Source organism: Microbacterium sp. (assembly GCF_049650565.1).
GTDB lineage: Bacteria > Actinomycetota > Actinomycetes > Actinomycetales > Microbacteriaceae > Microbacterium.
Genome location: NZ_JBASAK010000085.1, coordinates 1 through 12,546 on the forward strand (window position 1 = coordinate 1; position 12,546 = coordinate 12,546).

Annotated in this window: 12 protein-coding genes; 1 reads left to right on the top strand and 11 read right to left on the bottom strand. The window is 69.9% G+C overall.

The genetic code is table 11. From position 1 onward, the window contains the following. Positions 1–31 precede the first annotated feature (31 nt). The 10 genes from WA967_RS13540 to WA967_RS13585 all read right to left on the bottom strand — a co-directional run bounded on the left by WA967_RS13540 (position 32) and on the right by WA967_RS13585 (position 10,296). Positions 32–556 (bottom strand): formaldehyde-activating enzyme, encoded by a 525-nt coding sequence (locus WA967_RS13540; RefSeq protein WP_424423576.1) that lies wholly within the window; start codon positions 554–556, stop codon positions 32–34. Beyond that, positions 553–2,028, bottom strand: a complete 1,476-nt coding sequence (locus WA967_RS13545) for an FGGY-family carbohydrate kinase (protein WP_424423578.1) — start codon at positions 2,026–2,028, stop codon at positions 553–555. The genes WA967_RS13540 and WA967_RS13545 overlap by 4 nt, the downstream gene beginning before the upstream one ends. Before the next feature lie 3 nt (positions 2,029–2,031). Next, on the bottom strand, positions 2,032–3,495 hold the full coding sequence (locus WA967_RS13550) for an FAD-binding oxidoreductase (protein ID WP_424423581.1): 1,464 nt from the start codon (positions 3,493–3,495) through the stop codon (positions 2,032–2,034). 39 nt (positions 3,496–3,534) lie between these two features. Then, positions 3,535–4,311: an SDR family oxidoreductase gene (locus tag WA967_RS13555; protein ID WP_424423583.1), complete on the bottom strand. Its 777-nt coding sequence runs from the start codon at positions 4,309–4,311 to the stop codon at positions 3,535–3,537. Positions 4,312–4,313: 2 nt separating this feature from the next. Then, positions 4,314–5,786, bottom strand: a complete 1,473-nt coding sequence (locus tag WA967_RS13560) for an NAD-dependent succinate-semialdehyde dehydrogenase (RefSeq protein WP_424423586.1) — start codon at positions 5,784–5,786, stop codon at positions 4,314–4,316. Further along, positions 5,783–6,742: an NAD(P)-dependent oxidoreductase gene (locus WA967_RS13565; RefSeq protein WP_424423588.1), complete on the bottom strand. Its 960-nt coding sequence runs from the start codon at positions 6,740–6,742 to the stop codon at positions 5,783–5,785. The genes WA967_RS13560 and WA967_RS13565 overlap by 4 nt, the downstream gene beginning before the upstream one ends. A gap of 50 nt (positions 6,743–6,792) precedes the next feature. Then, positions 6,793–7,737: a glycine betaine ABC transporter substrate-binding protein gene (locus WA967_RS13570; protein WP_424423591.1), complete on the bottom strand. Its 945-nt coding sequence runs from the start codon at positions 7,735–7,737 to the stop codon at positions 6,793–6,795. Between the two features lie 65 nt (positions 7,738–7,802). Beyond that, on the bottom strand, positions 7,803–8,579 hold the full coding sequence (locus WA967_RS13575) for an ABC transporter permease (RefSeq protein WP_298866338.1): 777 nt from the start codon (positions 8,577–8,579) through the stop codon (positions 7,803–7,805). Further along, positions 8,576–9,628 carry an ABC transporter ATP-binding protein gene (locus WA967_RS13580; protein WP_298866340.1) on the bottom strand — a complete coding sequence of 351 codons (1,053 nt, stop codon included), beginning with the start codon at positions 9,626–9,628 and terminating at the stop codon, positions 8,576–8,578. Before WA967_RS13580 ends, WA967_RS13575 begins: the two co-directional genes overlap by 4 nt. Then, a complete protein-coding gene (locus WA967_RS13585) occupies positions 9,628–10,296 on the bottom strand; it encodes an ABC transporter permease (protein ID WP_424423594.1) in 669 nt (222 codons plus the stop codon). Before WA967_RS13585 ends, WA967_RS13580 begins: the two co-directional genes overlap by 1 nt. Positions 10,297–10,417: 121 nt before the next feature. On the opposite strand from WA967_RS13585, the gene WA967_RS13590 reads away from it, so the two are divergent. Then, a complete protein-coding gene (locus WA967_RS13590) occupies positions 10,418–11,266 on the top strand; it encodes an IclR family transcriptional regulator (RefSeq protein WP_424423597.1) in 849 nt (282 codons plus the stop codon). A gap of 25 nt (positions 11,267–11,291) precedes the next feature. Here the strand turns inward: WA967_RS13590 and WA967_RS13595 are convergent, their stop codons facing one another. Then, positions 11,292–12,506: an ROK family protein gene (locus WA967_RS13595; RefSeq protein ID WP_424423599.1), complete on the bottom strand. Its 1,215-nt coding sequence runs from the start codon at positions 12,504–12,506 to the stop codon at positions 11,292–11,294. Positions 12,507–12,546 lie beyond the last annotated feature (40 nt).

A 12,546-nucleotide genomic window follows, 5' to 3' on the forward strand; every position in this document is an offset into this window, starting at 1 on the left:
GACGACCGCTTCGACTGCGCGCGCGGCGGGCTCAGTCGCCCCCGTAGAACGGGTGCGTCAGCGTGTCGCGTCCGGCCACCTGAGCGGCGCGGATGCCGTCCGGCAAGCCGTTCGCGGCTTCCGAGACCGCTGAAGCCGCCGCCGCGCGAGCCGCGATCTTGACCTTCGTCTCGTCGTCGCACGCCGGGTCGATCCACAGCGACACGAACACGAGCGTGTCCTGGTCGCCTGAGATGTGCCCCTGCGCGACGGCGTCCAGCACGCCCTGGGAGACGCCGACCTGCGCAGCGCCGAAGACCATGGTCTCGACCATCCCGACCTCGGCGTGGCTCTTGGAGAGGATCACGGTCGGCGGGTTGACCGTCACGTACTCCTGCTGGCTCTCTCCCACGCAGGCGAGGATGGGCGTGAAGCCCGGCCGCGGCGAGGTGAAGGCCGTCGTGATCGACGCGGCCGTCGGGGTGCCGCGCCGCGCCAGCAGCACGTTGACGTGCACGCCGTTCGGCGCCGTCCCGCCCCAGCCCTGCGCGAACCGCCCGTCGATGTCCTGGTTCATCTCTCGTCTCCCTTCCCCGCGGCATCCGCCGCAGGCGATCGCGATTGTTCGGTCCCGGGGCCGTGAGCGACCGCGAAGCGCGACAGTTCGGCGATGCGCGTGCGGATCTCCCGATGCCAGGGGCGCAGCCTCCGGTAGGCGGCAGCATCCGCTCCGGGCGAGGCTGCGGGCACCTGCCTGACCATCGCCCGCAGCGCAGTGTCCCAATCGGCGTGCACACCGGCGCCGACGGCGGCGCAGATCGCCGCGCCGATCCCGGCCGCGTCGTCGTTCTCGGCGCGGCGCACGGGCAGCGCGAACACGTCGGCGAGGATCTGCCGCATCGTGGCCGACGCCGCCCCTCCGCCGGTGACCACCAGCGCCTCGGGATGCAGGCCGAGCTCGGCCGACATCGCATCGGCGTTGTCGGCCATGGTCAACGCGATCCCCTCGAGGATGGCGCGGTACAGGTGCGCACGCCCCTGCGCGCCGGAGAAGCCGATGATCGCGCCGCGGCGCCACGGCTCGTCATCCGGTGCCAGCCAGTCCAGCACCGCCGCGACGCCGTCACTGCCGGCCGGGACGCCGGATGCCTCGGCATCCAGCACCGCCTCGAGGCCGTACATCGTCTCGTCCGCGGCGTCGTCGGGCCGGATCAGCCGGCGCAGCCAGCTGATCGTCCACATCCCGCGCCGGATGCCGTGGCTCTCCGCCAGGTGCACGCCGGGTCGCGCGGCGAAGTTGGACCAGTACGCGGCGCCGTGCTCCGGTCCGTCGCCCACCGTCATCGCGGCGATGTACGTGCCCAGCGACAGCAGCAGCGTGCGGGAGTCCGCGACACCGGCGCCGAGCGCCTCGACGGCCTTGTCGTTCGCCGTCGCGAAAACGGGAACCCCCTCGGGCAGCCCGGTCGCCGCGGCAGCATCCGCCGTGATCCGGCCGAGCTCCTCGCCCGGATCCCTCAGCTCGAAGAGCATCGTCCGCGGCATCCCGGTCGCCTCGTAGGCGGCGGGATCGGCCGGCCAGCGCCAGGAGCGGGTGTCGATCGGCCAGACGCCCTGCAGGTTGGCGCTCGCGTCGGTGCGCTCGCCGGTGAGCCGATGCGCGATGTACCCGGATGACGACGTCACCCACCGCGCGTCGGGCACCGCAGCCGGATCGAACGGCCGCCCCACTCGCTCGTCCATCCAGCTCAGCAGCGGCTCGGCCAGCATCCCGTCCGCGCGGAGATACGCCCGGCAGAAGCGGATCGTGCACAACCCCACCCCGACGATGCGCGAACGGTCGCCGTCGAACCGCGCCAGGGCCGCGGTGCAGGCCCGCGCGATGGAGTCCCACACGTCGTCGTCCGGATGCACGACCCGGCCGGGAGCGATCGTGTCGTACGGCCGCAGCCCTACCCGGGCGGAGGCGTGCACCCGGCCGTCCTGATCGACCACGAGCACCTTCGTGCTCTGCGATCCGTTGTCGATCGCGACGAGGTACGAGTCCACTCCTCACGCCTCCAGCGGGTAGATCGTTCCCGGGTTCATGATTCCGTTCGGGTCGAGAGCGTGCTTCAGGCGCTCCAGCAGCACGTAGGCGCTGCCGTGCTCCTGCCGCGTCCACGGGGTGCGGTACTTGCCGATGCCGTGATGGTGCACCATCGACCCGCCCAGGCGCAGCGCCTCCTCCACGATGATCGCGTTGAGGGGCTCGTGGTACTCGGTGATCTCCTGCCGCGGCTCGCAGCGGATGTCGTAGTCGTACACGAAGTACAGGTTCGTACCGGTCTGGTAGCTGTGCGACGAGTGCGCGCCCAGCATCGTCAGGTCCTCGGCCCGGGGGAACTCCGCGCGGATCCTGTTCATCACGGCCTCGTACAGCTCGTTCGTGCGCGACCAGTCCACCGAGACCTCGGTGGTGTAGCCCAGGTGCGGGCGCTCCTGCATCTCGCGCCGCTCGCGGTCGATCGCCGACTGATCCCAGTTCAGGCGCGCGAACCACTGCTCGATCAGGGAGTCGTCCACCCGCACGTGCGGCCGGTCGGCGAACACCTCCTCGATCGCGGTGGCTGTGGCGTCGGCCAGGGCCTTCGGGCCCTCGGCCACCAGCACGACGACGTTCTTCCCGTCGGAGAAGTGGCTGAAGTGCTGACGTGCGTCCTCCGGCGAATAGACCCGGCACACCGAGGGGCGGTAGCCCGACGTGATCAGCTCGCGCAGCGCGTCGACTCCCGCACCGAAGTCGTCGACGAGGAATCCGAAGTACCGGTTGTTCTCCGGCTGATGCCGGAAGACCTTGATCGTGACCTCGGTGATCACGCACAGCGCACCCTCGTTGCCGATGACCATGTGACGGATGTCGGGGCCCGCTGCGCGCCGCGGGACGTTCTTGATGCGCGTGATCGTGCCGTCGGCCAGCACGGCCTCGAGCCCCACGATCATGTCCTCGATGCCGCCGTACAGCGTCGAGAACTGGCCGATGGATCGCGTCGCGGTCAGTCCGCCGTACTGCGCGAGCGGCTTGGACTGCGGCGAGTGACCGGTCGTCAGGCCCTGCAGGCGCAGCTCGTCCTCCAGCCGCTGCAGCGGCACGCCGCACTGCACGGTGACCATCATGTCCACGGCGTTCACGTCGAGGATCGCGTCCATGTGCGAGCCGTCCAGCACGATCGAGTCGGCGATGACCGTCTCCAGCCCGCCCTCGGTGGCCGTGCGACCGGTGCGCGGCACGACGGCGATGAGGTTCTCGTTCGCGAACCGCAGCACGTCCGCGACCTCCTGCGCGCTCGCCGGGTAGACGATGGCCGACGGGAACGGTCCGTCGAAGATGCCGTGCGCGGCGGTGTACTTCTTGAACCTGTCGACCGAGGCGCTGCGCAGCGCGGTCGGGTCGGTGTCGATCTTGTCCGGTCCGAGGATGCCGGTGAGGCCCTCGACGATCTGGGCGGTGCTCAGCGCGGAACGGGAATCAGTCATGTCTCTCTCTCAGGGCGGTGGGGGAACAGGGCGGTGGGCTCAGCGGACCAGGTAGCCGCCGTCGACGGTGAGCGTGTGCCCGTTGACGTAGTCGGATGCGCGGCTGCACAGGAACACGAGCGGTCCCATCAGGTCGGCGGGATCACCCCACCGGTCGGCGGGGGTGTGGTCGATGATCCGCCGGTCGGCTGCGGGATCGGAGCGGGTGGCCTCGGTGATGGCGGTGGCGAAGTATCCGGGGGCGAGGGCATTGACCTGGATGCCGTGGGCGCCCAGCTCGTCGGCGTACGCCTTGGTCAGACCGACGATGCCCGCCTTCGTCGCCGCGTACGCCGGCGACTGCCTGCCGCCGAGGAACGAGAACAACGAGGCGATGCTGACGATCTTCCCCGACCCCTGCGGCACCATCACGCGTGCGGCCTCGTGCGCGAAGTCGAACGCGGCCGTGAGATTGACGGCGACCATCGGGTCCCACTTGCTGCGGTCGAAGGCGAGCACGTCGTCCAGCAGGCAGATACCGGCGGAGTTGACGAGGATGTCGAGCCCGCCGAGCTCGGCGACGCAGGCATCCACCATCCGAGCCGGGGTGCCGGAGACGGTGATGTCGGCATGGGCGAACACGAAGCGCCGTCCGTGCGCGCTCACCAGCCGCTCGGTGATGCCGTCGTCGGGGGCGAGCCCCGGCGCGAACACGTCGGCGCCCGCCGCGGCCAGCGCCACGGTGAACGCGCGACCGAGGCCGGTGTTGCCGCCGGTGACGATGGCGCGCTTCCCGGCGAGCGAGAAGAACGAGGGCGCGAATTCGGTGATCTCCACGATCAGTCCCTCCTGCTCGGGTCGGCGATGCCGACGTAGCGGGTCTCCAGATACTCGTCGATGCCCTCGATGCCGCCCTCGCGGCCCAGGCCCGACTGCTTCACGCCGCCGAATGGCGCCGCGGGGTTCGACACCACGCCCGCGTTGATACCCAGCATCCCGGTGTCCAGCTCCTCCGCCAGGCGCAGGGCCCGATCCAGGTCGCGGGTGAACGCGAAGCTGACCAGCCCGAACGAGGTGGCGTTCGCGAGCCGGATGGCCTCCTCCTCGTCGCGGAACGTCGTGATGGGCGCGACGGGTCCGAAGATCTCCTCGTCCAGGATGCCGGCGCCGTCCGGCACATCCACCAGCACCGTCGGCTGGTAGAAGTAGCCGGGGCCGGGGAGCGCTGCACCTCCCAGCGCGACGCGGGCGCCGTCGCGCACGGCGCCGTCGACGAGCGAGGCGATCTTGTCTCGCGTGGCCGCGTCGACCATCGGGCCGATCGTGGATGCCGGTTCCGTGCCGCGCGCGGGATGGAACGCCGCCATCCGGGCGGTGAACGCCGCGGTGAACTCCTCCGCCACGCTCTCGTGCACGATGAAGCGGTTCGCGGCCACGCAGGCCTCGCCGCCGTTGCGCATCTTGGCGGCGATGGCGCCGTCGACGGCGGCGGAGATGTCGGCGTCCTCGAAGACGAGGAACGGGGCGTTGCCGCCGAGCTCCATCGACACCCGCAGCACCTGGTCGGCCGAATCGGCGATGAGCCGACGGCCCACCTCCGTCGACCCGGTGAAGGAGAGCTTGCGCAGCCGCGAGTCCTTGATCAGCGGCCCGGTGACCGCACCGGCGTGCGAGGTGGGGATGACGTTCAGCACGCCCGCAGGGAGACCGGCCTCCTCGAACACCTGCGTGAGCAGCAGTGCCGTCAGCGGTGTGAGCGCGGCGGGCTTGAGCACCATCGTGCAGCCGGCGGCGATCGCCGGCGCGATCTTGCGGGTCGCCATCGCCAGCGGGAAGTTCCACGGGGTGATGAACAGGCACGGGCCCACGGGGCGCTTCACGACCAGCAGCCGGTTGCGACCGTCGGGTGCCGTGGCGTACCGCCCCGCGATGCGCGGAGCCTCCTCCGAGAACCAGCGCAGGAATTCGGCTCCGTAGGCGACCTCTCCACGGGACTCCGCCAGCGGCTTGCCCATCTCGATGGTCATCGTCAGCGCGAACTCCTCGGCGCGCGCCGTCACCAGCTCGAAGGCGCGGCGGAGGATCTCCGACCTCTCGCGGGGAGAGGTGCGCTCCCAGGAGCGCCGTGCGCGGTCTGCGGCCTCCAGGGCATCCTGCCCGTCCTGCACGGTGGCATCGGCGACCTGGGCGAGCACCTGCTCGGTCGCCGGGTCGGTCACGTCGAAGGTCGCTCCATTCGAGGCGTCGCGCCAGCGGCCGTCGATGTACAGGCCGGTGGGGATCGTTGCAAGCAGCTCGCTCTCGGTGGTCACGCTGCCTTTCCCTTCTGCTGGTCGGCGTCGACGGTGACGGCATCGGCCAGCCTCAGCCGCGTGCCGAGCAGGTCCTCGTACAGCTGGAACGGCTGCATCTCGCCGGCTCGATCGCCGTAGGTGGCCTTGGCGCGTCGGAAGATCTGGTCGACGAGCCCGGACAGCTCCACCGGCATCCCGACCGCACGGGCCAGGTCGACTGAAAGGCCGAGGTCCTTGCATGCCAGGGCCAGTGCGAAGCCCTCGTCGTAGTCGCCCTCGTCGAGGATGGAGAGCACGTCGTGCTCGAGGAAGTTGCTGTTGGCCGGGCTCGCGATGAGTGCGTCGCGCAGCACCTTCAGATCGACTCCGGCCTTCACGCCGACGGCGAGAACCTCGGCGGTGGACACCAGGTGCGAGAACCACAGCTGATTGATCATGAGCTTGACCGCGTAGCCGGCGCCGTGGCCGCCTACGTGCAGGATCCGCTCGGGGTCGCCCATCGCCTCGAACACGGGGCGCAGCCGGGCGACGTCGTCGGCGTCTCCGCCGATGAAGATCTGCAGCATGCCTCGAGCGGCTCCCACCGACATGCCGCTCACCGGCGCGTCGAGGATGTGCAGCCCCCGGCCGGAGGCGGCGGCGCGCACGGCATCCGCCACCTCCGGGACCGAGGTCGACATGTCCACCCACGTGCCGCCATCGCGGATGCCCTCGAGGATCCCTCCGGGACCTGCGGCCACCTCGGACACGTGCCGGGGCGTGGGGAGCATGGTGATGACGACGTCGCTGGCGGCGGCCACCGCGGCCGCGCTGTCCGCCCACCGCGCCCCGCCGGCGATGAGACCGTCGGCGGCATCGCGCCGGACGTCGTTGACGACCAGCGGGAATCCGGCTGCCTGCAGGTTGCGGGTCATTCCGCCGCCCATGCTCCCGAGTCCGATGAAGCCGATGGTCGGGTGATCCTGAATGGACATGGTTCCTTCCTGATTCTTCTTCTGTGCCTCTGCTCCGTGCGGGAAGAGTCTCAGATGAGGCCCTTCTCCTTCAGGAACTCCTTGGCGACGTCGGCCGGCTCCTCGCCGTCCACGTCGACCTTCGCGTTGAGGGTCTGCATCTGCTCCGTGGTCAGCAGCGGCGAGAGCTTGGCCATCACGTCGGCGATCTTCGGGTACTTGGCGAACACCTCGTTCTGCATGGTGAACGCGCCCTGGTAGACGGGGAAGAACTGCTTGTCGTCCTGCATGACCGTCAGGTCCAGCGCCTTGATGCGGCCGTCGGTCTGGAAGACCTCGCCGAAGTTGCAGTCGCTGCCCTTCTGCGTGGCCGTGTAGATCACGCCGGTGTCCAGCAGCTTCACGTTCGACGCGGGGACGTCGATGCCGTAGGCCTTGGCGAGTCCCGGCCAGCCGTCGTCGCGGGTGGAGAACTCGCTCTCGATGCAGAAGGTCTGCTGGTCCTTGGGCAGCGCGGCCACGTCGCTGAGCGTCTTGACGTTCAGCTTCTTCGCCTCGGAGGAGCGCACGGCGAAGGCGTAGGTGTTGTTCAGCGGAGCAGGGTCGAGCCATTTCACGTCGTTGGCCTTCAGGTCCGCCTCGGCGACGGCGGTGAACTGCGCGCTGGGATCGGTGATCGGCTCGGTGTTGCCGAGGTAGGTGATCCACGCGGTGCCCGTGTACTCCCAGTATCCGAGGAAGTCCTTGTTGGTGAGTGCCTGCCGCGTGTTCGCGGAGCCGACGAGCTTGGTGTTGGTCGTCAGGTTCGCGCCGTGGGCGTTGAGCAGGTCGGTGGTCATGTACGCGAGGATGTACTGCTCCGAGAAGTCCTTCGAGCCGATCACTCCGGACAGGCCCTTCAGGTCGCTGCTCTTGCTGCCGCTCTCGACGGCGCTGCCGGTGGAGCATCCCGCAGTGAGCAGGGCGGTGGTGACGAGGATCGCGGCGGTCGCGGCGATGTGACGCTTGGTGAACATGGTTCTCCTGAATCGTGTTGGTACGGGTTCTTGTGAGGGGGATGCCGGCGACGACCGGCGCGGGTTCAGAGGCCTTTCGGCCGGACGAGGTCCTCCACGACCCCGGCCAGCCAGTCGATGAGGACGGCGATGGCTGCCACGAGCACGGCGCCGGTGAACAGCACGGGGTAGCGCTGCAGCTTCAGGCCGTTGACGATCATGTCGCCGAGCCCCCCGGCGTTGATGAAGGTGGCGACGGTCGCCGTGCCGACGGCGAACACCAGTGCGGTGCGCAGGCCCGCGAGGATCGTCGGGGAGGCCAGCGGCAGCTCGATGCGCCGGAGCACCTGGTTGGGGGTCATGCCCATGCCTCGAGCGGCTTCCTTGACGTCGTCTCCGACCTGCTCCAGGCCGACCATGGTGTTGCGCAGCACCGGGAGGAAAGAGTACGCGACCAGGGCGACGAGCGCGGTGGCAAAGCCGGTCTGCCAGACGATCGCCAGCAGGATCACCACGCCGACGGCGGGCGTCGCCTGCCCGATGTTCCCGAGGGCGAGGAAGAAGCTGCGCACCCAGCGCGAACGCGTGCGGTAGGCGAGGATGCCGGCGGGGATGGCCAGCACGGCTACCAGCAGCGAGGCGACGAAGGTCAGCAGCAGGTGCTCCTTGATGCGCGCCTCGATGTACGTCGGGTTCAGCGTGCGCTGTTCGATGGAGTCCAGCTGCAGCGTGGAGAGCCACCAGAACAGCAGCGCCACGGCGAGCACCACGATGACGGGTGCGGTGACGAGCCGGAGGATCCGCTGCGTGCGCTCCCTGGCGCGCGCCTTCCGCGGCGACAGCAGCGCGACCGTGGCGGTCATGGCGCCACCGCGCTCTCGGGACCCGACGCGGATGCCGGGGCGCTGGTGCCCAGCACGTGCGAGATGGCGGCGTGATCGATCGAGCCCATCGCCTTCCCGTCCGGGTCGGTCACGGTGATGCGCTCGGCGCCGCTGAGCACGATGAGGTCGAGTGCGTCGCGCAGCGACCCGGTCACCGGGATCCGAGGTCCGCCGCTGACGGCCGGCCCGAGGGCGGCATCCGATATCGGCATGAGCGCGAGTCGCTTGATCGCCGCGCCCTGGCCGATGAAAGAGGTCACGTAGTCGTTCGCGGGGGAAGCGAGGATGCGCGCCGGGGTGTCGAACTGCTCGATGTGGCTGCGTTCGCTGAGCACGGCGATCCTGTCGCCCATCCGGATGGCCTCGTCGAAGTCGTGGGTGACGAAGATGATCGTCTTGCCGATCTCGGCCTGCAGCCGCAGGAACTCGGCCTGCAGCCGCTCCCGGGTGATCGGGTCGGTCGCGCCGAACGGCTCGTCCATCAGCATCACGGGCGGGTCGGCCGCGAGGGCCCTGGCGACGCCGGCGCGCTGCTGCTGGCCGCCGGACAGCTGCCGCGGGTAGCGGTTCGCGAAGATGGAGGGGTCCAGCTGCACCGTGCGGAGCAGTTCGTCGACGCGGTCGGCGATGCGGTCCTTCTTCCAGCCGAGCATCTTCGGCACGGTGGCGATGTTCTCGGCGATCGTGCGATGCGGGAACAGACCGATCTGCTGGATCACGTAGCCGACGTGGCGGCGCAGCTCGTTCGGGTCGAGGGAGAGGACGTCCTTGCCGTCGATGCGGATGCTGCCCGACGTCGGCTCGATGAGCCGGTTGACCATCTTCATCGTGGTGGTCTTGCCGCAGCCGGAGGGGCCGACGAACATGACCAGCTCGCCGGGGCGGATGCTCATCGAGAAGTCTTCGACGGCGGGTGCGGGCTGGCCGGGGTACTGCTTGGTGACGTGGTCGAGCTCGAGTGCGACGCCCGCCGACTGCGCGGAGATGGCGCGGAAGAATCCGGTGTTGGTGTGGGTGGTGTCAGACATCAGGCGCGGAGTCCTTTCGAGGTGGTGGCCCTGGCCACGAGGATGAAGGCCGCATCGATGAGCAGCGCGAGGATGATGGTGGCCACGGTTCCGGTCAGGGCGTAGTTGACGGCGTTGAACGATCCCATCGACGACAGGCCGGTGAAGATGTACTGGCCGAGGCCGGGACCGGCGACATAGGCGGCGATGGCGGCGATGCCGACGGTCATCTGCGCCGAGACCCGCACGCCGGCCATGATGACCGGCCAGGCGATCGGCAGCTGGGTGGTGACGAGGACCCGGGTGCGTCCCATGCCCATGCCGCGTGCCGACTCGACGATCTGCGACGGGACTTCACGGAGGCCCACGACCGTGTTGCGGATGATGGGCAGCAGCGCGTAGAACGCGAGGGCGACGATGCTCGGCCCCCAGCCGAGGCCCAGCAGCGGGGAGAGCAGAGCGAGCACCGCCAGCGACGGGATGGTGATGGCGATGCCCGCAGCGGTCAGCGCGGTGGCGCGCCCGATCGGCCGGTTCCACACCAGCGCGCCGATGAGGACGCCGATCACCAGCGCGAATGCGAGGGAGATCGCCACCACGGCGAGGTGCTGAGCGGCGAGTTCGAGGATCTCGTCCCAGCGCTGCGCGAGGAAGTTGATGAAGCGGGACCACTTGAAGCTCGTGTCCATCGGCATCCTTTCTCTTCATCGAGAGGGGGGTTGCCCTGTTCGGGTAGGTCAAAGCTAGGACAGCGATGTCATTCTCACAATGACTGTTGTATATATGACAACTCACGTTTAGATTCGGAGAATGGCATCCGTGTCCGAACCCCGTCGCAATTCGTCCGGCCTCGCGCGGGATGTCGAGATCCTCGACTTCCTCGGCGCGCCGGAGGCCATGCGCGAGGGCGGGCTCGGCGTCGTCCGGATGGCGCAGCTGACCGGCCGCGACAAGGCGGCGATCTCGAGGGCGATGGCCACCCTCGCCGCCGCCGGGCTGATCGAGCGCGACGAGACCACCCAGCTCTACCGGCTCGGGGCGCGCCTGTACGCGCTCGCCGCACGGACGGTCGAGAGCCGGATGGTCGCGATCAGTCGTCCACTCCTGCGCCGCGTTGCGCAGGGCACCCGGGAGACCACGCACCTCTGCGTGCTGCGCGGGGGCAACGTGCTCACGATCATGAGCGAGCTCAGCCCGCACGAGGTCAGGGCGACCGGGTGGGAGGGCGTCACGACCGCCGCGTGGCGGACGCCCTCGGGGCGGGTCCTGCTGAGCGACTGGGATCGCGGCGCGCTCGAGCGCTGGTACGCGGAGCACGGCCAGGATCGGGTGATCGTCGAGCCCGCCGACTCGTTCACCACCGAGACCGACTTCTCCCTGCTGTGGACCCCGCCCGTCGACAAGGCGGTGATCACCGACTTCGAGTCGCTGCTGGAGGAGATCGCCCGCATCCGCACGCATGGCTACGCGCTGCTGGATGAGGAGCTGGAAGGCGGCGTGGTCGGCGCCTCCGCGCCCGTCCGCGACCTGAACGGGCGCATCGTCGCCGCCATCAACGTGAGCGCCCCCAAGATCAGGATGGGGGATCGCCTCCAGGCGCTGGGCCGGTACGTCGCCGACGCTGCGGCAGCACTCTCCGAGCAGCTGGGGGCCTCCTGAGGGTCGGTGCGCCCTCCCGGCGTGCTCACATCTCCCGCAGCCGCTCCTGCGCGAGACGCGGGAGCGCCGTGCCCCTGGCGCTCTGCAGTGCCGTGGCCAGCGCGCCCTGCGTGACGATGTCGCCGCCCAGTTGCGAGGCGATCAGCTCGGGCCGGGGCAGGTGCAGCAGTGGGGCGAGCGCCTCTCGGGTGGCGTCCAGCACCGGCCCGATGCCCTCGGCGACCGCGCCGCAGATGATCACGCGCTGGGGGTCGAACATGCTGCCCAGCACTCCGACGATGCGGGCCAGTCGCTCGCCCAGGCGATTGGCCACGCGCAGCGCGTCCGGGTCCTGCGCGGCCGCGAGCGCCATGATGTGCCCGCCGTCCACCTGCTCCGGTCGCAGCTTCGCCAGTGCGCCGTCGGGATCGGCCTCGCCGGAGCGCAGCAGGCGCTGTGCGAGCTCCTCGGCTGCTGCGCCCAGACCGAAGGCCGAGTCCACGTCGCGCACGTAGTCGAACGCGAACATCTCACCCACGCCGCCGTGCGCGCCGTGCAGCAGCAGCCCATCGACCACGACGCCGGCGCCCAGTCGCTCACCCGCCAGCAGCGCGATGTAGTCCCGGCATCCGATCGCCTCACCCGCAGCGCCCTCGGCGGCGGCTGCCAGCTGCGCGTCGTTCTTGATCTGCACGACCTGCGCCCAGTCGGCCAGCGCATCGACCAGGCCCGGGTTGGTGCGCTCCCAGAAGCCCTCCGGGTGCGGGGGTGATGAGCCGTCCCGCGCCACAGGGGCGGCCACGCCGGCGCACAGCGCGAGCACGTCCTTCCGGTCGATGCCGGCGGATGCCAGCGTGCTGCGCACGGCATCCACGATGTCATCGCGACGCTCCTGGGGCGTCTGCTGCGCACCCAGTGCGCGCCGGGCGGAGGCCAGCACGCTGCCGGCCAGATCGGCGATGGTCACGGTCAGGTGCGAGTCGCCCGAGTCGATGCCGATCACGGCGCCCAGATCGGTGGGCAGCTCGAAGCGGCGGGCGGGCCGGCCGGCGCGGTACTCGCCGGCATCCCGCGCGTTCGGCAGCTCCCGCAGCACGCCGGCCGCGACCAGGGTGTCCAGTGCGTCGATCGTCGTCGAGCGCGTCAGCCCGGAAGCGGCCATCGCGTCGCTTGCCGTGAAGACGCCGTGTCCCCAGGCCAGATCCAGCACGAGGCCCACGCTGCCTCGGCCGGTGCCGAGATCCGCGGAAATCTTCGCCATCGCTCTTGACCTCTCGGGTTCGCTCTGTCAAAGTATGTCC